Below are 24,596 nucleotides of genomic sequence, written 5' to 3' on the forward strand. Positions count from 1 at the left end.
AATGAATAAAATACTAACTGAAAGAGAAGTAAATCAATATAGTCCCTTAGCGCTGGCATTTTTGGGTGACAGTATTTATGAACAGCTTGTAAGGGAAAAAATCATATTTGCAGCAAATATGCCTGCTTCAAAAATGCATGCGCTTAAAGTTTGCAGAGTTTGTGCGGAATATCAGTCAAAAGCCCTAGAAAAAATAATGCCTCTTCTTGATGAAAAGGAAACGGCAGTAGTAAAACGGGGTAGAAATGCTACAGGAAATACCGTTCCTAAGCATTCCAGTACTGCTGATTACAGACGTGCTACCGCATTGGAATGCTTGTTTGGATATCTTCATTTGCTCGGCAGAGAGGAACGTATTGATGAACTTTTTCAGATTATTTGGGGTATGGAAGAATTTGTTATTAAATAGAAACTTTATTTAGGAGTGTGACTTTTTATGTCAGGACATTCAAAATGGAATAATATAAAAAGAAAAAAGGAAGCGACTGACGCTGCAAAAGGTAAAATTTTTACCAAGATCGGACGTGAAATAACAGTATGCGTAAAAGAAGGCGGTCCGGATCCGAATAACAATTCAAAGCTTCGTGATCTGATCGCAAAGGCAAAATCAAATAATGTGCCTAATGACAATATTGAAAGAGTTATCAAAAAAGCTGCCGGCGGCGGAGATAAAAATAATTATGAAACCAATATTTATGAGGGATATGGTCCTAACGGGGTAGCGGTAATTGTTGAGTGCCTTACAGACAATAAAAACAGAACTGCCGGAGACATACGCCACTATTTTGACAAGTTCGGCGGAAATCTCGGTACAAGCGGCTGCGTTTCTTTTATGTTTACGAAAAAAGGTATAGTTATTGTCGAAAACAACGGTGTTGATGAAGATACGATAATGGAAGATGCTTTTGAATTTGGTGCTGATGATATGTCTGTTGAGGAGGAGGTAGTTGAAATTTCATGTGAACCGTCTGAACTGGGAACGCTCAGAGAAGGACTGGTTTCAAAGGGATATAATGTTGTTTCAGCAGAAGTTGATCAGATTCCTTCAACATATACTACACTTACAGACGAGGAACATATTAAAAAAATGAATCTTCTTCTGGAACATCTTGAGGATAATGATGATGTTCAAAATGTTTATCACAACTGGGAAAATGCAGATTAAGTATTATTAGTAATATATGCTATAACTAAAAGAGCTAACTGAAATATATTTCGGTTAGCTCTTTAAATTATAATCTCTTAAGGCGATAAAATATTTTATATTAAAATAAAATTATCGGTTATCAATCTTTTCCGGATACATATCATGATTAAATAATCTGTTTTCAGCAAGCTTTTCCCATTTTGTACCGGGTTTGCCATAGTTGCAGTATGGATCAATTGAGATTCCGCCTCTGGGAGTAAATTTACCCCATACTTCAATATATTTGGGATCCATAAGATCAATTAAATCCTTCATAATTTTATTTACGCAATCCTCATGAAAGTCACCGTGATTGCGGTAGCTGAAAAGATAAAGCTTCAATGACTTGCTTTCTACCATTTTTACATCCGGAATGTAGGAAATGTAGATCGTTGCAAAATCCGGCTGACCTGTAATAGGGCATAAGCTTGTAAATTCCGGACAATTAAACTTAACAAAATAGTCATTTTCCTGATGTTTGTTTTCAAATGTTTCAAGTACTTCCGGAGCATAATTATCAGGATATTTAGTTTGCTGATTACCCAGAAGTGTTAAGTTTTCCTTTTCTCTATTATCCATTTTTTCACCTCATTGCAGGATCGTTGACACCGTTTAATTCAAATGCCTTTGCACGGTCAATACATGTGCCGCATTGACCGCAAGGTTTATCTCCGCCTTCATAACAGCTCCATGTAAGTTCATAAGGAACCTTTAATTCAAGACCGATTTTTACAACGTCTGCTTTTGTCATATTTACGAATGGCGCTTCAATTTTAAGCTGTTTGCCGCTGCCCTCATAAACAGCTGTATTCATAGCGGTGTTGAAAACAGAAGAACAGTCCGGATAAGCATTGCCGGCAGCGTCGTCAGCGTGAGCGCCGTAATAAATTACACTGCATTTCCTTGACAAGGCAATTGCTGCCGCTGACGAAATAAACAATCCGTTACGGAAAGGAACGTACGTTGAAACAGGAGAACCGTTTGTCTTTTCAAGCTGTTGTGCATATGATTCATGAGGAATGTCTTCATCAGAGCCTTTAAGTAAAGAACAATCTGAAAATCTGAAAATCAGTGACAAGTCCAGATCAATTTTTTCAATTCCATAATATTGTACAATTGCGTTGGCGGCTTCAATTTCTTTTGTATGTTTTTGTCCATATGTTATAGACAGTGCGATAACATTTTCTTTTCCGTATTTTGAAATGGCAAGTCCAAGACAGGTAGTACTGTCAATGCCGCCGCTAAATAATACAAGCGCTTTCATATTAAACTCCTTTATTTTATCTGTAAAAATAATCTGTTTTGCAAAGCTGTATCAGTTTTAAACTTACCTCTTAAAGTTGTTGAACGGGTGTATGAACTGCCGTTTTTAATACCTCTTGCGGTCATGCAGGAATGTTTGCCTTCAATATAAACAGCAACGTCCTGCGAACCGGAAGCTATGGAAATGATTTCAGCAATATCAGCTCCTAGCTTTTCCTGAAGCTGCAAACGCTTTGCTGCCATATCTGCAATACGTGCGATTTTTGAAAGACCTAAAACCTTTCCGTCAGGAATGTAAGCAACAGTAACTTTCATGTCATACATAAGCGCAAGATGATGCTCGCAGTGAGAAAAAACTTCTATGTCTTTTACAATTACCATATCGTCATTTTCTGAGTCCGGAAGTTCAAAAGTCTTGCAGAACATATCTGCGATTTCACGGTTGGTATAATTCATTCCCTCAAAGATTTCTTCATACATATTTGCAACACGTTCAGGAGTTTCTTTAAGTCCTTCACGTTCCGGATCGTCTCCGAGAGCGATTAGTATTCCCCTGATATGCTCTATAATTGCATTTTTATCAATTGCCATTGCCTACACTCCTCTCTTATCAGGATTCCAAATAAATTTATGAAGCTGAAGCTGAAAATTAATTCCGTTCATTTTATTTTCAAGCATGAAATCAACTATTTCACGAGGTTCGATTTTTCCGAAAACCGGACTCAAATAAACGGCGCATTTTTTTGTCAGGTGTTTTTTTTCGATTATTTCAAGTGCTTTCTGAAGATCCTCATTACTGCCGCATACGAATTTTATTGTATCGTTTTTTGTAAGAAAATCGTAATTTTTCATTTCCATAAACCGTTCCATACCGCTTGACGGCAGCTTGTAGTCCAGAGTAAAGGACGGCATTATTTTCATCTGTCTGAAAGGAGATATGTCCTCGGAACCGTTAGTTTCAATTTCAACGTCCAGACCATTTTGACATAGCAAGTCAATAAGCTCGTAAATACCTGTTTGAATAAGGGGTTCTCCTCCTGTTAGTGTAACATTGGAGATACCTGTTTTTTGTATGTAAACAAGAATATCATTGGCGGTCATCATTTCTGCCGGACAATTATCAGAATTTGCCCAAAATGTATCGCAGTAGGAACAGTTCAGATTACAGCCTTTAAAACGTATAAAAACTGCCGGCTGACCTGCTTTTCGTCCTTCACCGTTAATACTTACAAACTTTTCAGCAATGTTATATCTGTACAACTTATCCCTCCTCGTACATAGCGCAGTTGTTTGGCGTTTCATAAACTGTTACATTGTGCGGACGGAAGCCCCGTTCTTTTAAAATCATAAAAAAGTGTCTGGAAAGATTTTCAGCAGTAGGTCTGAATGGCAGTTCAACTAATCTGAAACCGTCTCGTTTAAGGAGTTCCATAGTATCGGGTTTAAGTGTATTTTTTTCATAAATTAACGAGTGGTCGTAATGGTCGGCAATAAGCTGCAAAGCCTTTTTCAGATCGGTAAAATCCATTATCATTCCTTTGTTCTGTCCGTTTCTTTGCAGGAATGCGTTTTGAACTGTCACTTCAATTTTCCATCTGTGACCGTGAATATTGCTGCATTTGCCTTCATAGCCATATAAAAAATGAGCGCTGTCAAATGCGGCTTCAGTTTTGAGAAAATACATTTATTACACTTCCTTTAAAATACAAAAAGGGTATAGAGACACCTATACCCTTAAATTACTTTAAGCTTATGATGTCCTGGTTTTGTTTAGGGACAGGATGGCACAAACGAACTGTCCGTATTTATTGTAACATATATATTGAATTTCGTCAAGATACTGTTTTTGCGGAAATAATATTATAGTAGTCAGAGGTTTTCTTTAAAGTAAATACCATTTTCTTTTCCGGAGCGATTTTCTTTTCCCTGTTCCAGGCGGGAGAATCCTTGTAGCATTCAACATTTAAAGTATAGATATCATCGGAAACGGACACGTTTGTCACTACCGGATACATTGTATAAATATCAGTATTTTCCGGAATGACATAGCCTTTTTGGTCTTTATCATAAATAATAGAAACATCGCCGATTCCTGATGTAATATTTTCAATTTTGTCCTCGCTGCCGAATAGTTTTTCAATTACATATTCAATTTGGGTTTGAGGTATCAGGGTTTCCTCTGTTTCTGAGTTGCGGAATATTTTTATATCTCCGTTAATGATGATTTCCCATACTGAAATATTAATAAGCTCTTCTGCCGGAATATCATCAAAGCTTTCAAAGTCGCTTACTTGGGTTTCAACTAAAGGATATATAACCTTTTGTACCTCTGCTCTTAAAATATTTTCTTTTTCCTGTTTGTCAGCAGGAGTCATTTCAAGTTTTTCAAGACAATAAATTGCAGAACTGAATATGCCGATAATAGTAAACGCTGCGACTACTGCTGTGTATATAATACGCCAAGCAGTTTTCCATGGACTTCTCCTTCTGGGAACATCGTCTCTCATACTGTCATCTTCAGCGTCAAGGAATTCGGCAAATTCCTCCGTATTCATCTGATGTGCGTCATTAAATTCATCGTCATATTCATCATCGCCGTAATTATCATTATATCCGTCGTCGTCACTGCCGTAATCGTTGTTGTTATCATTGTATCCTGAATCGTTATAGCTATGATCAGGTTCATTTTCGGAAATATCGTTTATTGAATAGATCCTTGTAGCGTCACTTTCAGGAGGTTGTGAGGAGGACAGAGAACGGTTATATTCTTCCCGTTCTTCTGCTTCTGATTTTATATTATAGTCGGAATAATTATAAGATGAGGACTGATAAGAGAGTTTCTTTCCGGATTGAATATCTCTGTTTTCAGCAGAAAATTCTCTCAAAAGTTCATCTATCAGGGCATCTGTTTCACTTTTTTCTCTCATAGGCGTATAATTCCATTTTCTCTTTTTTTCATTTAGTGTTTCCTCGATTTCCTCAAGTATATCCATAGGAATTCTCCTTATCTTATTTGACCGTTTCCGTTTATAAGATATTTTACGGTTGTAAGCTCATGCAGTCCCATAGGACCTCTTGCATGGAGCTTTTGAGTTGAGATTCCGATTTCTGCTCCGAATCCGAATTCGCCGCCGTCTGTAAACCGTGTGGAAGCATTTACATATACTGCGGCTGCGTCAACTTCTCTCTGAAATTTTTCAGCGTTTTCAAGGCTTTTTGTAACTATGCATTCGGAATGTCTTGTTGAATATTTTTGAATATGCTCAATTGCCTCTTCAATAGAATCAACCACTTTGACGGAAATAATAAAATCGAGAAATTCAGTAGCATAATCATCATCAGAAGCTAAAGTAACGCAGTCGCCGAGAATCTCCGCTGTTTTTTTGCAGCCTCTGATTTCTACGTTGTGTTCGTCCAGTTTTGATTTAATAACAGGCAAAGCGGCTTCGGCAATATTTTTATGAACAAGAAGGCTTTCTACTGCATTGCATACGGACGGACGCTGAGTTTTGCCGTTATTGACAATATCGGCAGCCATTTGAATATCGGCTGATTCGTCAACATAAACATGACAGTTTCCTGTACCTGTTTCAATAACAGGTACTGTAGCCTGATTGACAACAGCGTTTATAAGTCCTGTGCCGCCTCTTGGAATGAGTACGTCGAGATATTTGTTGAGCTTCATAAGTTCAGCAGCCGCTTCACGGGAAGTATCTTCAACAAGCTGAATTACATCAGCCGGCAGACCCGCTTTTTCAACTGCTGCTCTCATCACATCGGCAAGACATTTATTGGAGTTTATCGCTTCTTTGCCGCCCTTTAAAATAACCGTATTTCCGGCTTTGAGACAAAGGGTTGCGGCGTCGACGGTAACATTCGGACGGGATTCAAAAATAATTCCGATAACTCCAAGCGGTACTCTTGTTTTGCAGATTTTAAGTCCGTTAGGACGGATAACGCCGTAATCGACAGAACCTATCAGATCTTCGGCTTCAATGAGTTTAAGTACGCTTGAAGCGATGTCGCTTATACGTTTTTCATTGAGCATAAGCCTGTCCTGCATTGAAACGGACATGCCGTTTTTTACTGCATTTTCAAGGTCGAGCTTATTTTTTTCAATAATAAGGCTTGTATTTTGAATAAGTGCGTCGGCAATTGACTTTAACGCTTCGTTTTTCAGCTTTGCCGATGCTGACGCAGCAGCGTGTTCCGCAGCTTTTGCCTTTGCGCCGAGTGTTTCAATATAAGTCATAGTGGACACCTCCGTATTAGTGTGAAATAAAAATCGTTCCTGTTTCATCGTTTTCAAAAAGTCCATAAAGTTTGTCAGGATTATTGCCGTTCATAATTATCATATCGATTCCGGCTTCATTTGCAATTTTGGCAGCATTGATTTTTGTAGCCATTCCGCCCGTACCTAAAGAGGTTCCGGCTCCGCCCGCAATATTTTCAATATGCTCATTGATTTCCGTAACCACCGGAATCAACTTTGCTTCTGGATTTTTATGGGGATCGCTGTCATAAAGTCCGTCAATATCAGAAAGAATTATAAGCAAATCGGCTTTTGCAAGCTTTGCTACTATCGCAGATAATGAATCATTTTCACCAATTTCCAGTTCCAGCTCGTCAATGGCAACAGTATCGTTTTCATTTACGATGGGAATAACTCCCATGGAAATCAGCTTATCAAAAGTATTTTCAACGTTTTTCTGACGTTCGGTTTCAATAATGGTTTTAGTCAGAAGTATCTGTGCTACTGTAATGCCGTAATTATCAAATAAATCGTCATACAGATACATTAATTCGCATTGTCCTACAGCTGCCGCAGCCTGTTTTGTAGGAGTATCATCTGGTTTATGGCGAAGTCCCAGCTTTCCCACACCCAAACCGATAGCGCCGGAGGATACAATAATCAATTCTTTTCCGGAATTTTGCAGGTCTGCAAGAACACGTACAAGATTATTCATTCTGCGGATATTAAGCTTTCCGGTTTTGTGAGCTAAAGTAGAGGTGCCAAGCTTTATGACAATCCTCTTTTTATTTGAAATATTAAACATAAGTCTGATCCTTTCGGGGCCTAATTTACCTTGTTTACCGGACTTCCGCTAAGAAACGCCTTAATATTTGAACATACTATATTTATAAGTCTCAGACGTGTTTCCAGAGGAGCCCATGCGGTATGAGGGGTTATAACGCAGTTTTTAGCGGTTTTCAGGGGCGTCTCAGGACTCATAGGTTCGTTTACCAGAACGTCCAGATATGCCGCTGAAATCCGTCCGCTGTTAAGAGCGTCGGCAAGTTCTTGTTCTTTTACAATACCGCCTCTTGCAGTATTTATCACTATCGCATTGCATTTCATGAGTGAAAGATTTTCAGCATTGATAATACCGACTGTCTGTTCAGTCAGAGGACAGTGAATGGTAAGTATATCCGCGCGTTTAAAAGCGTTTTCCAGTGAAACCGTTTCATACGGACAGTTCACGGGAGCAGTTCTGGTATTTACCAATACTTTCATACCGAAAGCGTCAGCAATTTTGGCAACGGCTTTTCCTATACTTCCGAATCCGATTATAGAAATGGTTTTGCCTGAAAGCTCCATAGTTTTTATGGGAAATTTTGAAAAGGTTTTTGAATTTATCCATCCGTCATTTTTTACAAATTTATCGTATTGTGAAATTCTGCTGTAGTGGTCTAGTATATAAGCAAATGTCTGCTGTGCGACTGCGTCTGTAGAATAGCTGCCTGCATTGCATACTGTTATGCCGTGTTCCGAGGCACTTTTAAGGTCAATGTTATTATATCCTGTAGCAAAAAGTCCTATGTATTTTAAATTAGGACATTTTTTTATTACATCGTCTGTAATAAGTACTTTATTGCAAAGAACCATATCGGCGTCTCCGATATACTCAGCCGCATGTTCATTATCAGTGAGCTCATAGCACTTGATTTCGCCGAATTCTCTGAAAATATCAGAGCTTATATCGCCTGAGGTTACAGTTGTCCAGTCTAGAATACAGATTTTCATAAGCTTATTCCTGTGTGTTTTCTTTTGGATTTTCAACAGTCTGTTCTGCTGCCAAAGCTTTTTCTTTTCTTTTTTCAATGATTGCAGTTATAAGAGCGGCAATCAAAAGAATTAGTTCGCCGAATCCAATTATATAAAACCATGTTTTGTTTGAATTTACATAAAGTAGAAGCGTTGCCGGCACAGCGACAGCCATTATAAGCTGATGTTTATGCTTTACCCTTGCGAACTGAATAATAAAAAATAAAAATGCAATGCATGAGAAAACCAGATGTGCTGTAAACGGAAGAGGAAAAATATTATTGTTCATAAAAAACTCCTTAAAAAATACATAATTAACCAAGCTTAATTATAACATTCTGCAACTTTTTTGTCAAGAAAATATGTATGACGTTGGAATTAAATTATAATTCAATTGACAATATGTTCTGTAAATGTTAAAATAATATCATATTTTATTCTGAGAAAGGTAATTATTATGAAACATGTTAAAAAAATTTTAAGTATTACATCGGCTTTATTGTGTACTGTCGGTTTATTGGGAACGCAATTTCCAGAAGTTAATGCAGCGGAAAATGTTTACGGTGAGTTTACTTATGTTCTTTATGACAGCAATAATGACGGAAAAAATGATTCTGTTGAAATAACAGATTGTGATGAGTTCGTTACTAGGGCAGACATTCCGGATGAGATAGAGGGAATGCCGGTAACGAGGATAAAAGATTTTGTATTTGCATTCTGTTTTGGTCTAACAGAGATAACTATACCAGATAGTGTTATTTTTATAGATGATGCTGCGTTTAATATTTGCGTTAGTTTGGAAAATATAAATGTATCTGAAAATAGTAATAATTTTTGTTCTTTAGACGGAGTTCTGTTCAATAAAGAAAAAACAGATTTAATTAAGTATCCATCTGCCAAAAAAACGGAGAGATATACTATTAGCAACGGAGTAACAAAAATATCTGAAAATGCATTTGAAGATTGTAATAATTTAATAGAATTGACAATACCGGAAAGCGTAAAATATATGGGAAATACGGGAGAATGGGCAATTTCCGGTTCTGAAAAACTTGAGAGTATAAATGTATCAGAAAATAATGCCGATTTTTGTTCAGTAGACGGTGTTTTATTTAATAAGGATTGTACAACGTTAATAAAATATCCAATCGGTAAAACAGAAACGGAATATACGGTTAAGGAAAGTGTAACAAAAATAGGCGGGGGAGCATTTGCCGGCTGTTATATTCTGGAATCAATAATTCTTCCCGATAAAATAAATTACATAGGTGAATTTGGTTTTAGCAATTGCAGGGGTTTGAAAACAATAAATATGCCAGATAAATTAACAAGCTTAGGAAAGTATGCGTTTTGGAACTGTACAAGTCTTAACGGGATAGTTATACCCGAAGGCGTTACAAATATAGGTGAGAATACATTTTTCTGTTGTGAAAGTTTAAAAAGTATAACAATAAAAAACCCAAAATGTGAGATATATGGTTATAATCTTCTATACAATTACAATAATACAATTTGTGATAAATATGACGAAGTAAACGAAGAGTATATTTATACCGGTATAATTTACGGTCATGAAAATTCAACAGCTCAGGCTTATGCAGAAAAATGTAATATAAAGTTTGCAGTTATAGGTACAGAATACAATGGCGTTAAAGGCGACGCCAACGGCGATGGAAAGCTTCGTGCCAGTGATGCGGCGTTTATTGCAAAAACACTTGCAGAAGCGTCTGTTAAAGGTGAAAAGGTAACTGCGGAGAATTATCCGAATGCAGATTTTAACGGTGACGGAAAAGTAACAGCAGCTGATGCAGCGGCTATTGCAAAATACCTGGCAGAGCAGAGTATAAAAAAGTAAATGCATTAAATTTGTATATTAGTAATCCATTGACAAAGTACGGAAAATCATATATAATAATATGATGTAATGTTTAATTGAATTTTTAATAAGGAGAAATAAAGTTATGGCAAAAAAGCAGATGTCCCGTGAAGGCTTTGAAAAGCTCCAGGAGGAATATACACGATTAGTAACAGTCAGAAGAGCAGAAGTGGCTCAAAAACTTAAAGAAGCCAGAGCGTTCGGCGATTTGTCAGAAAATGCCGAATACGATGAAGCAAAAAACGAACAAGCTATGCTTGAAGCGACAATTGCACAGATTGAAGAAACTATTTCCAATGCTGAAGTTGTAGAGGGAGACAGTATTTCTGTTGATGAGATCGGTGTTGGTTCCGTTATAAAAATTAAAAGAGATAACAGCGATGAAATTGAAGTTTTACAGATTGTCGGTACGACTGAAGCAGACGCTGACAATAATAAAATTTCTGATGAATCTCCTATAGGCAAGGCGGCTATGAAGAAAAAAGTCGGTGACTTCTTTATAGTTGAAGCGCCAGTCGGTGAAATACGATTTGAGGTTATTGAAATATCAAAATAAATTGGACGGTGGAATTTAAAAATGAGCGACATTCAGAACAATAATATTGCTGAGGAAGAAATTACTGAGCAGGATATAAACATACTGAAAAAAGTTCGTCTTGAAAAGCTTAATGAACTTAAAGCGAACAATGCCAATCCTTATGAAATTACAAAATTTGATGTAAATGCAAAAAATGCTGAAATTAAATTAAACTATGAAGCAGAAGAAAAAGCAATAATTGAAGCGGCTGATGGCAATGAAGAAGTCGTTTCGGCAGGACTTGACAAAATCAAGGAAAGAATCGTGTTTATTGCCGGACGTATTATGAGCTGGCGAGATATGGGCAGGGCAAACTTTATTGACGTAAGAGATGAAAGCGATCGAATTCAGGTTTATGTAAGAATGAACGATATCGGTAAGGAAGAATTCAAGGAATTCAAGAAATGGGATATTGGCGATATAATCGGCGTTGAAGGTTTTGTTTTCAGAACAAAAAAGGGAGAAATTTCAGTTCATGCTCAAAAGGTTACCTTGCTTTCAAAGTCGCTTCTTCCTCTTCCGGAAAAATGGCATGGTCTGAAAGATCAGGATACACGCTACAGACAGCGTTATGTTGATCTGATTGTGAATCCGGATGTTAAAGATACGTTTGTAAAGAGAAGTCTTATCCTGCGTGAAATTAGGAATTATCTGGATAATCTTGGATATCTTGAAGTTGATACTCCGGTACTTCATACATTGGAGATTGGTGCGGCAGCAAGACCGTTTAAAACTCATCATAATGCTTTGGATTTGGATATGTATCTGAGAATTGAAACAGAGCTGTATCTGAAAAGACTAATTGTAGGCGGTTTTGAAAAGGTTTACGAAGTAGGACGTATTTTCAGAAATGAGGGTATGGATACTTCACACAATCCGGAATTTACAACAATTGAAATGTATCAGGCATATACTGATTACAAGGGTATGATGGAACTGATTGAAAATATGTATGAAACGCTTGCAAAGAAAATCTGCGGTGATACTGTAATTGAATATCAGGGTGAAAGTATAAACCTTTCTGCTCCTTGGGAAAAGCTTACTATGGTTGAGGCTGTGAAGAAATATGCAGGCGTTGACTATAATGAATGGAAGTCTGATGAAGATGCAAGGGCATGTGCAAAGGAAAAAGGCGTAGAGGTAGAAGAAGGAGATTCTGCTACAAAGGGTCATGTTCTCATAGCTTTCTTTGATGAATTCGTTGAAGATAAGCTTATTCAGCCGACTATTATTTATGATTATCCGGTTGAAAATTCTCCGCTTGCTAAAAGAAAACCGTCTGATCCGGCGTTTACCGAAAGATTTGAATATTTTATTTATGCTAGAGAAATGGGTAATGCTTTCTCTGAACTTAACGATCCTATTGATCAGAGAGAACGTTTTGTAAAACAGGTTGAAGCAAAGAGAGCGCAGGGTGCTAATGCAGAAGTTGATGAAGATTTCGTTACCGCTCTTGAATACGGTATGCCTCCTACAGGCGGACTTGGTTTGGGACTTGATCGTCTTGTGATGCTGTTGACTGACAGTGCGTCTATAAGAGATGTACTTCTGTTCCCGACAATGAAACCTTTACCGAGCGACAAGTAGGAAAAACCCAGTATTTATGCGGGTTTGCAAGGTTCGGCAAAGCCGAAAATCTTACACCTTACACCAAACTTACACCAATCGGTGCAGGAAAATGTGCAGAGGCGAAAAAATCGCATAATTAACAGAATGAATGGGCAGTCCCATAGTGGGATTGCCCATTTTCAAACAGATAGTGAAGCAATGAATGTTTGGAGGAATGATGATGGAATATAGATGTAAAGTAACTGTACTGGATAAAAAATTGTTTCCTGAGCTTCAGGAACAGTATTGTGCCGTCCCAGACAGCGGCAAATGCCCTTGCTATAATGTGGGTGACGAGTTTATTTTCTATCGTAATGACGAAAGAGATGATTATTGGCATTGCGGTGAGGGAACATTAGTCAAATCAGGAACGCCAGACGAAGGCTGTTTGCAGTCCCCCGGAACAGCGCACTGCGGCAGTAAAGGTGTTCCGTTTTGTTCAGAGGCGTGGGACGCTATCAGTAGATACATATATACGGCGCTTCAAGGCGGAAGCATCATGCACGGCTGGACAAAAGATGACCGGGTGATGATTGCTTGTTGTAACGATGGTACAAGACCTGTTATTTTCAAAATCGAGAGATTGGATTGCGAATAAGACACTAAGTGACATTTGATTGGATTGCTATATTGCCCTTTGAGAGAGTAAATTTTCTCCCAAAGGGCTTTTTCTTTTGCCTGTTCGCAAACTACGAAAAAATCTCCTTTTCCAATATAATGTAATCGCAGAGGAAGGAGAGGATTTGATATGAGTAACATTTTATCAACAGTCCACCCTGAGCTTGTTTCGGAATGGTCGGAGAAAAACCTGCCTTTAACGCCGGACAAGATTACATACGGTTCAAATAAGCTGGTATGGTGGAAAGGCGCTTGCGGTCACGAATGGCAGGCAAGCGTTAAGGCTCGTTCAAAGGGCGAGAATTGTCCTATCTGTTCGGGTGCAAGAGTTGTGGAGGGTATCAATGATTTGGCGACAGTAAAGCCGGAGCTTGCGGCAGAATGGTCGAAAAAAAACAAAGATTTAAAGCCCACAATGGTAACGGTCGGCTCTCATAAGAAAGTGATTTGGAAAGGAAAATGCGGTCACGAGTGGATAGCTACTGTTAAAAGCAGAGCGATAATCGGCACAGGCTGTCCGTATTGCTCCCACAATGCAATCTTAGAAGGCTTCAATGACCTTGCTTCACAAATGCCGGAGATAGCGGCGGAATGGTCGGAAAAGAACGCTCCCTTGCTGCCTAATCAGGTTACAGCGTTTGCCAACCGTAAGGTGTGGTGGAAATGTAAGAAGTGCGGCAATGAGTGGCATACGCTGATTTCCACTCGCTCCGGCGGCAGTAAATGTCCCTATTGCAGCGGACAAATTCTGTTGAAAGGTTTTAATGATTTTGCCACTACCCACCCGCAGCTTGCAGAGGAATGGTCGGTGCGTAATCTTCCGCTTGCGCCGGATATGGTAAATGCAAAATCCCGCAGAAATGTGTGGTGGAAATGCAGAGAGTGCGGGTATGAGTGGAAATCGGTGATTAATGCAAGAGTGAAGGGAACGGTATGTCCGGTATGTGCCGACCGTGCGGTGTTAGCCGGATACAATGACTTGGCAACGACGGATTCGGAGCTTCTTTCTGAATGGGACTATGAGAAGAATAAGAACATATCCCCTGAAAAGATTTCAAGGAATTCAATGCAGAGTGTATGGTGGAAATGCCCTCTCGGTCATTCTTGGAAAGGGAAAATATCAGAAAGAACGATTGAGGGAAAAGGCTGTGCGGTGTGCGAGAGAGAATACCTCACTGCCTTTCCAAAACTGGCGGTTATGTTCTATGCCGGAATGAAAAAACTGAGCGTTCAGACGGATTATGATGAGGTTATCGGCATACCGCTGGAAATATACATACCTGAAGAAAAGGTTGCTATTGAAACCTGCAACGGAACAGAAAAGATAGAAAGCCTAAAAGAACATCTTTGTAAAAAGCGAAATATCAGGCTCCTGAAAGTACCTTATAAAGTTGGTAATGATGAAACCGAATTTGCAGGCAAAATAAAAAAGGCGTTCCGCAGCATACATATTTTCATAACCTCTGATGAAACAAAAGACGCAGAGTTTATCCGAAAGAGATTTTTTGAATGGCGAAGAAAACAAAATCAAAATAGGAGGTTGTCAGAATGAGAGATATTACATATCATCTTTATCTTGATGAAACGGAATACAGCAGAGTTATCGAGTCGCTTATCAGCCTGAAGAACAGCCTGATCCGGCAAGGCAGATACACCGACGCAGTAGATGATGTCCTTTGTAAGTTCGTGAAAGCAAGAAAGAAAAAAATCAAAATTGAATACAGATAAGAATAAGACCTCTTACCACATTGAACGGTAGGAGGTCTTGTGTGTAGTTATTGAGGTTGATAAACAGGAATTTGTTTATTAAATTCTCGCCAACCCTTGTATTTTCAAGAAATTTTCGCTGTCAAAAGCCAAATCCTTGCGCTTTCAACATATTTATATCTGAAATCTTGTCATTTTTAATAGGCTCAAAAGTCAATTCGTACAATTTTCATTTTCATCAAGTTATCCCCGACTTTTGCCAATCCCCGATACATTTTTTTGACAGAGGGTACATTCAGACTTTGATAGCCCAACATATAGCCCCGACACGACAGCCGAAATTTTTCTGACCACGGGGCGATCTCCTTTTGGACATCTCCAACCGAAAAGTATGCGTTTACATCTTTGATTTCTGCTTGTTTTAGCCATGTCTTCGATATCATTTTGCTACCCGTCTTTCCGCAGGTATCAAATACGATTCTGCCTTCCGAAAAATGCTCTGACATTGCCAAAAACAAAGTTTTTACTTCTTCTGTCAGAAAATAATAAAACACTCCTGCAGCGAAGAAAATTACCCCGCCGTTTGCATTGATTTCGTCAAACCATGATGTGTCTTTTAAATCAGCGGCGATATTTTTTTCACGTTCTCCCGCAGGAAGCAAGTGGTTTCTGACTTCAATAACATCAGGGAAGTCGATATTATAAATATGGCAGAATCCGTTATCGCAATTTCTCCCGGTATTGTCTAAACCGCAGCCCATATTTACAACAGCAGCCTTTGGGTGGCTTTTCAAATATTCCTTAACTTCATAAGCCAAATCATTCTGGCGCATAGCAATCTCTAAAAAGCCAAACTCCTGTATAAAACTATCGCTCTTTTTTTCCACTTCGGAAAAATCATAATCAATCTGTTCAATTAAACGTGTAGCGGTTTCATCACTATAGAGCTGCGGAAATTTTTGGGCGCATTTTTTTCTCCCGTATAAGGGAATAATCAATGTTTCCTGCACTGAATTTTTTTCAATATGGTATTTCATAACAGCCTCCTGTACATTTTTTATTATAAACTCAAGTTCTATACTGATTAGCTTAAACTAACTGTTATTTTAGCATAATTCCATAGCAAGTCAATGTGTACTTACCATTTTGCGAGAAGTTCAGTGTTTAGAAATGGTGTTTTCGCATAAATATGAAAAAATCAATCAACAGTCTGTTCCTTAATCGGAACAGGCTTTTTTGCGTTATAGGGACAATTTTCAAGGTCGAGAAATTTTTTTGAAATTTTTTTCTGAAAATAGGGTGTCATTTGGACTTCCAATTCCAAATAAGTGAGAGGGTTATTTCCCCATGCGGAAGTGTATCCCCTCACGGACTTTGAAAATTGAATACACATTCACTAAGACTTTATTTCTGATGATGAGCCGCAGCGTCGGGTACGCCAAGACTTTTAATAAACGAGCGAGAACTCCCGGCACAAATATCGGGTTGCCACCGATATGGCGAAGACAGTCAGAATGACAATGATACTTCTCTACGGAGCTGGCGGAGAAACCGGCAGAGGTGAAATTCCTATGATACAGATTAGCAGTCTGTTCCTTAGTGACTTCCCATAGCAAGGGGTGTTGAGAACAAATATTGCTATAATGAATATTTCAGCCGGGGAAACGGTGCGTTTTCTCGGCTGTCTACATAGCCGCTTTTGGCAGGCGGCTATAAATCTAACGGAAGGAGGAACGCAGCAATGCCAAACTGTAAAACGATTGCCATATGCAATCAAAAAGGCGGAGTTGGTAAAACCACAACGGCAGTCAACTTGGGCGTAGGTCTTGCTATGCAGGGGAAGAAAGTCCTGCTTGTAGACGCTGATCCGCAGGGCGACCTTACTACTTGTCTTGGGTGGAAAGATACGGACAATCTTCAAAACACCATATCGGACAAAATGATGGAGGTCATTCAGGGCAAAGAAGGCAATCAGTATAATGGAATACTGAAGCACAAAGAGGGTGTTGATCTGTTACCGTCAAGCAGCGACCTGTTTGATTTTGAAATCAGCCTTGTAACTGCGATGAACAGAGAGGTTCTTTTGAAATCATATTTAAGCGAAGTTAAGGACAGATACGATTTTATTTTAATCGACTGTTCTCCCTCGCTTGGTATGATGACGCTGAACTCTTTATCGGCGGCAGACAGCGTAGTTATTCCGGTTCAGGCGCACTATCTTCCGGCAAAGTGTATGACGCAGCTTCTCAGAACCATATCTAAGGTAAAGAGATGTATCAATCCGGATTTGGCGATTGACGGTATTCTATTGACTATCGTGGATAACAGAACCAACCTTGCTAAAAGCACCGTGGAAGCGCTCAGGCAGAATTTTGGCTCGCACATTAAGATTTACAAATCCCAGATTCCAATGGCTGTAAAAGCTGCCGAGGTTGCTTCAAAGGGCGAGAGCATTTTCGCCTATGAGCCAAACAGTCCGGTGTCAAAAGCCTACTCCGAATTTACGAAGGAGGTGTTAGCTGATGGCAAACAGAAAGAGCGACTTCACTCTGCCCACATTCGATGATATTTTTTCAACGCAGGAGCAGCGTGACGACGCTAAGCTATCCAAAATCCGGGATATTCCCATAAGCGAGATAGATGATTTTCCCGACCACCCGTTTAAGGTGCGTGACGATGAAGATATGTTGCAGCTTGTGGAGAGTGTCAAGGAAAGAGGCGTCATTACACCGGCTACGGTAAGACAGAAGGAAGATGGCAGATATGAGCTTGTGTCAGGTCACAGAAGAAAGCGAGCCTGTGAGCTTGCCGGATTTGATACCCTGCGCTGTGAGGTTGTAGACCTGTCAAAAGAAGAAGCCACTATCCTGATGGTCGAGAGCAATTTTCAAAGGTCGCAGATTTTACCGAGCGAAAAGGCGTTTGCCTACAAAATGAGATTGGAAGCGATGAATAGGCAAGGAAAGCGTACAGATTTAACTTCGACACCAGTGGTGTCGAAGTCGAGAACGAATGAAATGCTCGGAGCAGAAGTCGGCGAAAGTCGAGAACAAATCCGCCGATATATTCGCTTAACAGAGCTTGTTCCCGAACTGCTTGAGTTTGTCGATGAGGGGCGGATAAAAATGCGCCCTGCGGTGGAACTTTCCTATCTCGATGAAGATTGCCAGCGTGATATTGTTGATGAAATCGACTTAAACGACGCTACCCCGTCACACGCACAGACCATAAAAATGCGAAAGTTCTTTGAGGAGGGAAAGCTTACGACAGAGGTTATTTCCTCGATTATGGCTGAGGATAAGCCAAACCAAAAAGAGAAGATTGTGCTGAGGGGCGACAGAGTGCGTCAGCTTATCCCCAAAAACATTCCAATCAGCCAGACCGAGGAATATGTCTGCAAGGCATTGGAACACTACAACAAGTTTTTGCGTAACCGTGCCGAGCGTGACAGCAGATAAGACGAGTGTGTCTTTTCATTCCCCCCTTTCTCACACTCTAACCCCTGATTTACAAGCTAACTTACCGAAAAGGATATATACAATCTCCCTGAGTATATCTATCTCAGAGTATATGTCTATCTCAAAGGGCAATCGCACAGTTGAAGCACAAAGGAGGTGTTTGTTAAGATAAAAAATTAGCTTTAAAACAAAATAACAGTTAAGGACAGACACATCGTAGAAATGCGGTGTGCTTTTTATTTTAATTAGGAGGAATTTTAGAGATGATTAAGTCCAAATTCAAAAAGGTCACATCGCTGTTAATGGCAGCGCTTATGTGTGTGACCGCATTTGCAGGAATTGGCACGACGACCGTTTATGCGGCGGGTGATATTGGAACAATCAGTTTTTCCAATACCTATGACAGTAACGGCAATGCAATGAGATACAATGGCAGCGCTAATATTGGAGGCTATACCGCAGGCGGTACGGGAAACTATAAATACCGAATGTTTGTAGACGGAGAAACCGCCTTTTGTATTCAGCCGGGTGTTCCGTTGAAAACAGGAAATACCTTGAAAAAGGCTTCTTCGGAAACTTGGAACGCTTTATCTTCCAATCAGAAAAAAGCGGTCGGTCTTGCATTGCTTTACGGCTATCAGGGAAACCGCAGCAATCTTTCGGGAAGTGATGATGAGAAATGGCTTGCCACACAGACGCTTGTATGGGAGTTTGTAACAGGCTGCCGGGAAGCGACAGGCTCTTACCGCAAGACGAGCAATAAGGTTTATAACCTTCACTTTGGCTCTAATTACGCAAACAGCGGTGCGAAAGCAGTTTATGACAAGATTGTGGATATGCTTGAACAGCACAGCACGATTCCGAGCTTTATGGCAAGCGGAAAGAATGATGTGACCAAAAAGCTTGCCTATAAGGATGGGAAATACAGCATTACGCTTACAGATAACAACGGCGTTCTTTCCGATTTCAGTTTTGTAAGTGCAGACTCTGATGTAAAAGTTTCAAAATCGGGCAACAAACTGACGATTACTTCTGCCAATGCTTTCAGCGGCTCTGTCCGTATTTCTGCAACAAGAAATAATGTACCTACGGTAAGCAGCAGCGCAAAGCTGATTGCCTACGGCGATCCGGATTTACAGGACTTGGTGACCGGCGTTGAAAATGCGGACAGCGTAAATGCCTATATCAATGTGGAAACGCCTACCGGAACAATCGCTTTGAAAAAGACATCGGAAGATGGAGTAGTAGCGGGTATCCGTTTTACCATTGAGGGCGAAGGCATTAAGAAAACGGTTGTGACTGATGAAAACGGCAATCTGACAGTTGAGGGATTGTTCCCTGCCACTTATACGATTACAGAGCAGAGTATTGACCGTTATGAGCCGCAGCATACGCAGAAAGTCACTCTTATCGGAGGCAAAACGACTACGGTAAACTTTAACAATACCTTAAAGCGTGGAAAGTTGGAGGTTGTAAAGACTTCTGAGGATAATTTAGTGGAGGGAGTGAAATTCCATCTTTACGGAACATCTTTAAGCGGTCTGAAAGTAGATGAATACGCCGTAACAGATAAAGAGGGAGTTGCAAGATTTGAGAATATCCTGATCAGCGGCAATACGCCGTATGTCCTTGAAGAAGTGGATACAGCGGTGCGTTATGTTGTGCCTGATACACAGACAGCCACGGTGGAATGGAATAAGGTAACAAACAGGACTTTCCATAATGTGCTGAAAAAATTTACTGTAACTGTAACCAAAAGTGACGCTGAAAAAGGCGAAGCTCAGGGGGACGCTTCCCTCGCCGGTGCGGTGTATGGAATTTATAAGGGCGATACACTCGTCGATAAATATGTGACGGACAAGAACGGACAGTTTACTACGAAAGAATATATCTGTGATAACGACTGGACTATCCGAGAAATCACTCCGTCTGAGGGATATTTGCTTGATACCGCAGTTCATAAGGTCGGCGCTGAACCGGAGCTTTATACTGTGGAACACAACCTTACTTCAAATGATGTGACAGAACAGGTTATGAAAGGCAATATCGCTATCATCAAGCATACGGACGATGGCGAAACGCAGATTGAAACACCGGAAAACGGAGCAGCTTTTGAAGTGTACCTGAAATCCGCAGGAAGCTATGACGCAGCAGGTGAGGACGAAAGAGATATGCTTGTCTGCGATGAAAACGGATTTGCACAGACGAAGGATATGCCATATGGCATTTATACGGTTCATCAGACTTCCGGTTGGGAAGGCAGAGAACTGATGGACGACTTCGATGTGTTTATCGCACAGGACGGTCAGACTTACCGCTATATCATCAATAACAGAAACTTTGAGAGCTTTGTCCATATCGTAAAAGTGGACGCAGAAAGCGGGAAATCCATTCCTTATGCGGGAGCCGGCTTCAAGCTTTACGATCCTGACGGAAATCAGGTAACAATGACTTTCACTTATCCGACTCCGACAACGGTTGATACTTTCTTTACAGACGCCGAGGGTTCTCTGGTCACGCCTGAAAAACTGGATTACGGCAAGGGATATTCGCTTGTAGAGGTGCAGGCTCCGTATGGCTATGTGCTTGACAGTACGCCGGTTTACTTTGATGTTACGGAGGAAAATTCTTCTGACGAGGGCGGCATTACGGTTGTCAAGGTAAACAAGCCGAATATGGCGCAGAAAGGCACAATCAGTGTGGAAAAGACGGGAGAAATCTTCGCCGATGTCACCGTCAGCGGCGGCGAGAAAACGCCGAAAATCTATCAGCCGGTATATGAAACTGCCGGACTTGAGGGCGCAGTCTATGAAATCCGAGCCGCCGAGGATATTTACACGCCGGACGGTACGCTCCGCTATTCCAAAGATGAAGTGGTGGATACGGTTACCACAACCTCTGACGGCACGGTTAAGAGCAAAGAACTGTATCTTGGCAGATATACCGTAACGGAGGTTGAAGCGCCGTTCGGTATGGTATTAAACAGCGAAACGCACGAAGTGGAGCTTACCTATGCCGGTCAGGAGATTTCCGTAACGGAAACTTCCACTTCGTTCTATAACGAAAGACAGAAAGCGGAAATCAGCCTTGAAAAAACGCTTGAAACCAATGAAATTTTCGGTATCGGCAAGGGCGATGAAATTAAAAATATCAGCTTCGGTCTTTACGCCGCCGAGGATATTGCCGCTGCAAACGGTGCGGTAATTCCTGCCGACAGCTTGATTGAGATTGTAACCCTTGATGAAAACGGGAAAGGGGTTGTCAAGACGGATATTCCGCTGGGCAGCTATTATGTCAAAGAGATTGCCGCCGATGAGCATTATATCTTAAACGACGCCGAATATCCCGTTGTCTTTGAATACGCCGGTCAGGATACTGCAAAAGTCGAGATCAGCGTAAACGATGGTAAGAAAATCGAAAACAAGCTGATTTACGGTTCTGTTTCCGGTAAAAAAGTCGATGAGAACGGAAAAGCGCTCGGCGGAGCTGTTATCGGTATCTTTGCTTCTGACGATATGGAGTTTACCGAGGAAAATGCGCTTATGACGGTTACTTCCGCAGAGGACGGCAGCTTCGCTTTTGACAAAGTGCCGTATGGTATTTGGTATGTCAGGGAAATCAGCCAGCCGAAGGGATATGTGCTTGATGATACCGTCTACGAAGTGAACATTGCTGAAAAGGAACAGGTTGTTGAAGTGGAAATCATCAACGAATTTGTGCGTGGCAATATCACGCTTACAAAAGTAGACGCAGACTATCCGGACAACAAACTGACGGGAGCAGAGTTTGAGGTTTACAAAGACACCAACGGGGACGGAAAGCTCGATAAGGGCGATGAACTGCTTGGAACGCTGGAAGAAACTTCCAAAGGCATTTATGAAATGCGTGACCTGCTCTACGGGAAATATCTTGTGAAAGAAACGAAAGCGCCGGAGGGATTTGTCCTTGATACAGGCGTGTACTCCGTATCCGTAGAGGAAGACGGCGAAAGCTATTCTGTGGAAAACAAAGCGGGCGTCGGCTTTATCAATGAAGTGATGAAAGGCAGCCTGAAAATTGTCAAGACTTCCTCAGACGGAAAGGTGGAAGGCTTCTCGTTCCGTGTGTTTGGTGCAAACGGATTTGAGCAGATTTATAAGACGGATAAAAACGGGGAAATCCTGATTGAAGGACTCCGTATCGGAGATTACACCATTTCCGAAGTGTCCGATCAGGCTTCTTCCGCCTATATCCTCCCTGCCGATAAAGAGGTAACGGTAAAGGCAGACGATACCACGACCGTAACCATGCACAACGAGCTTAGGGATACGCCGAAAACCGGAGATGACACCAATATGAGCCTTTGGTATGCGCTTGCCGGACTTTCCGCTGCGGGCATTGCGGCAACCTCTGTGATCGCCTTCAGAAAGAAGAAAAAGGAGGGGAAAGACTGATGGAAGCAAAGACAATCATCGCTGTTGTATTGGTCGCTGTGATTATCGGCGGCTTTATTTTTCTTCAGGTCAAAAACCGTAAGAAATAAATCATCACACTTGGGGCGGAGCGTAAAAAACTCCGCCCTTATTTTGTTTTAGGAGGAACGCTATGAACCAATCAAAAACGGTGGAGAGCCGGGTGCTTGAAATCTTGAAAGAGTGTCCGAGGTCGAGATACGACGATATGCTGCTCATTCTCCATTACTATAACCGTTACAGCTATATGCGTGTGGGAGAGCTGCCGCTGGAGGACATTGTGTTTAATTATAAGCTCTATGGACTGCCCTGCTTTGAAACCATACGAAGGGCAAGACAGCGTGTGCAGTCTTTATTTCCGGAGCTTTCACGCAGTCCGCAGCCGAAGCCGCAGGATTGTATTTCTATCGTCATCAACATAGGGTAAGGAGGATTTTATATGGCAGGCAAAAACAATGCAACATTTCAGAACAAGGTCAAGGTGCTGAATAAGCTCTTTGACGCAGGCTGTGATACCGAAAAGAAATTGCAGCAGCTCGATATGGCGGCGATTTTGGCAATCCCGAATATCACGATACCCGATATGACTTTGATAATGGAGTTTCAGAAGCAGACGAAAGCCGGCAAGCTGTTCTCGTACTTGGGCGGAGGCAGTGAGGAAGCGGGAAAGAGTCAGCGAGGTGACGGCAATGGAGCAGAACAGGAATAAGGTTGAGCCAGTAAACCAGCCGAACAAGATAAGAATAAAGAAAAAAACGATAAGGAGGGACTTGGGGTATGGCACGAAAATATGACCTGATTTCTGAGCTGTATAACCGCACCTGTAAAACGGTTGTATCAAATCCTCAGAGCTGGCAGGCGTTTTTGCAGTCGGCTTGTCGGAACTATAAGCTGCGCTATGACGAACAGCTTTTAGTATTCGCACAGCGACCGGACGCAACGGCAGTCCTTGAGATTGAGCGTTGGAACAGAAGCTTTGGTCGTTGGGTAAATCGTGGGGCAAGAGGCATTGCGGTATTTGCCGATGAGAACCGTGAAAGGCAAAGGCTTACGCATTACTTTGATATTTCCGATACCCACGAGAGCAGATATTCCCGTCCCGTTCCCCTTTGGAATATGCGGCAGGAGTATGAAGCCGATGTAATCGAAACGCTGGAAAGTACTTTTGGAGAAATTGACAACAAAAGCAATCTTGCGGAAGCTGTTATATGTGCGGCGAAAAATGCCGCCGAGGACAATCTTCCCGACTATATCCGAGATTTGCTGTACTCGGTAAACGACAGTTTTTTGGAAGGACTGGACGAGGACAGTATCACTTCTCTATATCGGGTGGTTGTTACTAACAGCGTGGCGTATATGATGATGTCCCGGCTCGGTATTGATACGGAAAGCTATTTTGAGGACGATGATTTCAGAGATGTTACCAACTTTAATACGCAGGAAACGCTCAATGCGCTTGGATTTGCCACAAGCGATATTGCGGAAATGGGATTATCTGAGATAGCAAAGACCGTTATGGCTTTGGATCGGCAAAATCGCATAATTGCCGGTCAGAACAGAAATGAGTACAATGGGGTTGAAAATAAAACCGAAAGGAGCTTTAGCGATGAACGAACTGACCTACACGATGGTGGGCGATTACAGCCTGCCGAACCTGAGATTGCCGGAGCAGCCGGAAGTGAGTGGACCATAGTCAATAATCTGGACACAAAAAGGCGAAAAGAATTAAGAAGAAAGTAAAGATTTTTCAAAATGAATGGGCGACAAATAATTAATAGCCGAGTGAATGCGATTAAGATTATAAAA

25 protein-coding genes are annotated in these 24,596 nt (G+C 40.9%); 14 read left to right on the plus strand and 11 right to left on the minus strand.

Annotated elements, in window-relative coordinates; all coding sequences use genetic code 11:
* The first annotated feature begins 1 nt into the window (after position 1).
* Both OCV67_RS10375 and OCV67_RS10380 read left to right on the plus strand, forming a co-directional pair.
* On the plus strand, positions 2–409 hold the full coding sequence (locus OCV67_RS10375) for a Mini-ribonuclease 3 (RefSeq protein ID WP_147643915.1): 408 nt from the start codon (positions 2–4) through the stop codon (positions 407–409).
* 27 nt (positions 410–436) lie between these two features.
* The gene (locus tag OCV67_RS10380; protein ID WP_147643916.1) at positions 437–1,165 is read left to right on the plus strand and encodes a YebC/PmpR family DNA-binding transcriptional regulator; all 729 of its coding nucleotides are present in this window, start codon (positions 437–439) and stop codon (positions 1,163–1,165) included.
* Between the two features lie 111 nt (positions 1,166–1,276).
* Here the strand turns inward: OCV67_RS10380 and queF are convergent, their stop codons facing one another.
* The 10 genes from queF to OCV67_RS10430 form a co-directional block, all read right to left on the minus strand.
* Complete coding sequence (queF, locus tag OCV67_RS10385) at positions 1,277–1,765, minus strand: preQ(1) synthase (protein WP_147643917.1); 489 nt, start codon at positions 1,763–1,765, stop codon at positions 1,277–1,279.
* A 4-nt stretch (positions 1,766–1,769) separates the two neighbouring features.
* Positions 1,770–2,450 (minus strand): 7-cyano-7-deazaguanine synthase QueC, encoded by a 681-nt coding sequence (queC, locus tag OCV67_RS10390; RefSeq protein WP_147643918.1) that lies wholly within the window; start codon positions 2,448–2,450, stop codon positions 1,770–1,772.
* 11 nt (positions 2,451–2,461) lie between these two features.
* Complete coding sequence (gene folE / locus OCV67_RS10395; RefSeq protein ID WP_147643919.1) at positions 2,462–3,040, minus strand: GTP cyclohydrolase I FolE; 579 nt, start codon at positions 3,038–3,040, stop codon at positions 2,462–2,464.
* 3 nt (positions 3,041–3,043) lie between these two features.
* The gene (gene queE, locus OCV67_RS10400) at positions 3,044–3,709 is read right to left on the minus strand and encodes a putative 7-carboxy-7-deazaguanine synthase QueE (protein WP_262644537.1); all 666 of its coding nucleotides are present in this window, start codon (positions 3,707–3,709) and stop codon (positions 3,044–3,046) included.
* 1 nt (position 3,710) lies between these two features.
* Positions 3,711–4,133, minus strand: coding sequence for a 6-carboxytetrahydropterin synthase QueD (gene queD, locus OCV67_RS10405; protein ID WP_147643921.1), 423 nt, complete (start codon positions 4,131–4,133; stop codon positions 3,711–3,713).
* 148 nt (positions 4,134–4,281) lie between these two features.
* Positions 4,282–5,442, minus strand: coding sequence for a hypothetical protein (locus OCV67_RS10410; RefSeq protein WP_147643922.1), 1,161 nt, complete (start codon positions 5,440–5,442; stop codon positions 4,282–4,284).
* An 11-nt stretch (positions 5,443–5,453) separates the two neighbouring features.
* Positions 5,454–6,701 (minus strand): glutamate-5-semialdehyde dehydrogenase, encoded by a 1,248-nt coding sequence (locus OCV67_RS10415; protein ID WP_147643923.1) that lies wholly within the window; start codon positions 6,699–6,701, stop codon positions 5,454–5,456.
* A 16-nt stretch (positions 6,702–6,717) separates the two neighbouring features.
* Positions 6,718–7,506, minus strand: coding sequence for a glutamate 5-kinase (gene proB, locus OCV67_RS10420; RefSeq protein WP_147643924.1), 789 nt, complete (start codon positions 7,504–7,506; stop codon positions 6,718–6,720).
* 20 nt (positions 7,507–7,526) lie between these two features.
* Positions 7,527–8,474, minus strand: a complete 948-nt coding sequence (locus OCV67_RS10425; protein WP_147643925.1) for a D-2-hydroxyacid dehydrogenase — start codon at positions 8,472–8,474, stop codon at positions 7,527–7,529.
* Between the two features lie 4 nt (positions 8,475–8,478).
* The gene (locus OCV67_RS10430) at positions 8,479–8,784 is read right to left on the minus strand and encodes a hypothetical protein (protein WP_147643926.1); all 306 of its coding nucleotides are present in this window, start codon (positions 8,782–8,784) and stop codon (positions 8,479–8,481) included.
* A 168-nt stretch (positions 8,785–8,952) separates the two neighbouring features.
* Here OCV67_RS10430 and OCV67_RS10435 point away from each other — a divergent pair, with 168 nt between their 5' ends.
* From OCV67_RS10435 to OCV67_RS10460, 6 genes are all read left to right on the plus strand, one after another.
* A complete protein-coding gene (locus OCV67_RS10435; protein ID WP_147643927.1) occupies positions 8,953–10,350 on the plus strand; it encodes a leucine-rich repeat protein in 1,398 nt (465 codons plus the stop codon).
* A 106-nt stretch (positions 10,351–10,456) separates the two neighbouring features.
* Positions 10,457–10,927, plus strand: a complete 471-nt coding sequence (gene greA / locus OCV67_RS10440; protein WP_147643928.1) for a transcription elongation factor GreA — start codon at positions 10,457–10,459, stop codon at positions 10,925–10,927.
* A 21-nt stretch (positions 10,928–10,948) separates the two neighbouring features.
* Positions 10,949–12,535 (plus strand): lysine--tRNA ligase, encoded by a 1,587-nt coding sequence (lysS, locus tag OCV67_RS10445; RefSeq protein ID WP_178085099.1) that lies wholly within the window; start codon positions 10,949–10,951, stop codon positions 12,533–12,535.
* A gap of 202 nt (positions 12,536–12,737) precedes the next feature.
* Positions 12,738–13,154, plus strand: coding sequence for a TIGR04076 family protein (locus OCV67_RS10450; protein WP_147643929.1), 417 nt, complete (start codon positions 12,738–12,740; stop codon positions 13,152–13,154).
* A gap of 150 nt (positions 13,155–13,304) precedes the next feature.
* Positions 13,305–14,726: a zinc-ribbon domain-containing protein gene (locus OCV67_RS10455; RefSeq protein ID WP_147643930.1), complete on the plus strand. Its 1,422-nt coding sequence runs from the start codon at positions 13,305–13,307 to the stop codon at positions 14,724–14,726.
* Complete coding sequence (locus OCV67_RS10460; RefSeq protein WP_147643931.1) at positions 14,723–14,902, plus strand: hypothetical protein; 180 nt, start codon at positions 14,723–14,725, stop codon at positions 14,900–14,902. Before OCV67_RS10455 ends, OCV67_RS10460 begins: the two co-directional genes overlap by 4 nt.
* Positions 14,903–15,087: 185 nt before the next feature.
* On the opposite strand, the gene OCV67_RS10465 is transcribed toward OCV67_RS10460, so the two are convergent.
* Positions 15,088–15,918 carry a class I SAM-dependent methyltransferase gene (locus OCV67_RS10465; RefSeq protein WP_147643932.1) on the minus strand — a complete coding sequence of 277 codons (831 nt, stop codon included), beginning with the start codon at positions 15,916–15,918 and terminating at the stop codon, positions 15,088–15,090.
* Positions 15,919–16,622: 704 nt separating this feature from the next.
* Between OCV67_RS10465 and OCV67_RS10470 the strand changes: the two genes are divergently transcribed.
* From OCV67_RS10470 to OCV67_RS10495, 6 genes are all read left to right on the plus strand, one after another.
* On the plus strand, positions 16,623–17,447 hold the full coding sequence (locus tag OCV67_RS10470; protein WP_147643933.1) for a ParA family protein: 825 nt from the start codon (positions 16,623–16,625) through the stop codon (positions 17,445–17,447).
* A complete protein-coding gene (locus OCV67_RS10475; RefSeq protein WP_147643934.1) occupies positions 17,404–18,339 on the plus strand; it encodes a ParB/RepB/Spo0J family partition protein in 936 nt (311 codons plus the stop codon). The genes OCV67_RS10470 and OCV67_RS10475 overlap by 44 nt, the downstream gene beginning before the upstream one ends.
* Positions 18,340–18,602: 263 nt before the next feature.
* Positions 18,603–22,772 (plus strand): SpaA isopeptide-forming pilin-related protein, encoded by a 4,170-nt coding sequence (locus tag OCV67_RS10480; protein WP_147643935.1) that lies wholly within the window; start codon positions 18,603–18,605, stop codon positions 22,770–22,772.
* A 181-nt stretch (positions 22,773–22,953) separates the two neighbouring features.
* A complete protein-coding gene (locus tag OCV67_RS10485) occupies positions 22,954–23,217 on the plus strand; it encodes a hypothetical protein (RefSeq protein ID WP_262644541.1) in 264 nt (87 codons plus the stop codon).
* 12 nt (positions 23,218–23,229) lie between these two features.
* The gene (locus tag OCV67_RS10490; RefSeq protein ID WP_147643937.1) at positions 23,230–23,499 is read left to right on the plus strand and encodes a hypothetical protein; all 270 of its coding nucleotides are present in this window, start codon (positions 23,230–23,232) and stop codon (positions 23,497–23,499) included.
* 68 nt (positions 23,500–23,567) lie between these two features.
* The gene (locus OCV67_RS10495; RefSeq protein ID WP_262644542.1) at positions 23,568–24,530 is read left to right on the plus strand and encodes a hypothetical protein; all 963 of its coding nucleotides are present in this window, start codon (positions 23,568–23,570) and stop codon (positions 24,528–24,530) included.
* Positions 24,531–24,596: the final 66 nt, after the last annotated feature.

The sequence above is a fragment of the Porcipelethomonas ammoniilytica genome (assembly GCF_025567485.1).
Lineage (GTDB): Bacteria > Bacillota > Clostridia > Oscillospirales > Ruminococcaceae > Porcipelethomonas > Porcipelethomonas ammoniilytica.

Coding starts and splice junctions, on each gene's coding strand:
- OCV67_RS10375 (WP_147643915.1), top strand. CDS start 2: ATGAATAAAATACTAACTGAAAGAGAAGTAAATCAATATAGTCCCTTA.
- OCV67_RS10380 (WP_147643916.1), top strand. CDS start 437: ATGTCAGGACATTCAAAATGGAATAATATAAAAAGAAAAAAGGAAGCG.
- queF (WP_147643917.1), bottom strand. CDS start 1,765: ATGGATAATAGAGAAAAGGAAAACTTAACACTTCTGGGTAATCAGCAA.
- queC (WP_147643918.1), bottom strand. CDS start 2,450: ATGAAAGCGCTTGTATTATTTAGCGGCGGCATTGACAGTACTACCTGT.
- folE (WP_147643919.1), bottom strand. CDS start 3,040: ATGGCAATTGATAAAAATGCAATTATAGAGCATATCAGGGGAATACTA.
- queD (WP_147643921.1), bottom strand. CDS start 4,133: ATGTATTTTCTCAAAACTGAAGCCGCATTTGACAGCGCTCATTTTTTA.
- OCV67_RS10410 (WP_147643922.1), bottom strand. CDS start 5,442: ATGGATATACTTGAGGAAATCGAGGAAACACTAAATGAAAAAAAGAGA.
- OCV67_RS10415 (WP_147643923.1), bottom strand. CDS start 6,701: ATGACTTATATTGAAACACTCGGCGCAAAGGCAAAAGCTGCGGAACAC.
- proB (WP_147643924.1), bottom strand. CDS start 7,506: ATGTTTAATATTTCAAATAAAAAGAGGATTGTCATAAAGCTTGGCACC.
- OCV67_RS10425 (WP_147643925.1), bottom strand. CDS start 8,474: ATGAAAATCTGTATTCTAGACTGGACAACTGTAACCTCAGGCGATATA.
- OCV67_RS10430 (WP_147643926.1), bottom strand. CDS start 8,784: ATGAACAATAATATTTTTCCTCTTCCGTTTACAGCACATCTGGTTTTC.
- OCV67_RS10435 (WP_147643927.1), top strand. CDS start 8,953: ATGAAACATGTTAAAAAAATTTTAAGTATTACATCGGCTTTATTGTGT.
- greA (WP_147643928.1), top strand. CDS start 10,457: ATGGCAAAAAAGCAGATGTCCCGTGAAGGCTTTGAAAAGCTCCAGGAG.
- lysS (WP_178085099.1), top strand. CDS start 10,949: ATGAGCGACATTCAGAACAATAATATTGCTGAGGAAGAAATTACTGAG.
- OCV67_RS10450 (WP_147643929.1), top strand. CDS start 12,738: ATGGAATATAGATGTAAAGTAACTGTACTGGATAAAAAATTGTTTCCT.
- OCV67_RS10455 (WP_147643930.1), top strand. CDS start 13,305: ATGAGTAACATTTTATCAACAGTCCACCCTGAGCTTGTTTCGGAATGG.
- OCV67_RS10460 (WP_147643931.1), top strand. CDS start 14,723: ATGAGAGATATTACATATCATCTTTATCTTGATGAAACGGAATACAGC.
- OCV67_RS10465 (WP_147643932.1), bottom strand. CDS start 15,918: ATGAAATACCATATTGAAAAAAATTCAGTGCAGGAAACATTGATTATT.
- OCV67_RS10470 (WP_147643933.1), top strand. CDS start 16,623: ATGCCAAACTGTAAAACGATTGCCATATGCAATCAAAAAGGCGGAGTT.
- OCV67_RS10475 (WP_147643934.1), top strand. CDS start 17,404: ATGGCAAACAGAAAGAGCGACTTCACTCTGCCCACATTCGATGATATT.
- OCV67_RS10480 (WP_147643935.1), top strand. CDS start 18,603: ATGATTAAGTCCAAATTCAAAAAGGTCACATCGCTGTTAATGGCAGCG.
- OCV67_RS10490 (WP_147643937.1), top strand. CDS start 23,230: ATGGCAGGCAAAAACAATGCAACATTTCAGAACAAGGTCAAGGTGCTG.
- OCV67_RS10495 (WP_262644542.1), top strand. CDS start 23,568: ATGGCACGAAAATATGACCTGATTTCTGAGCTGTATAACCGCACCTGT.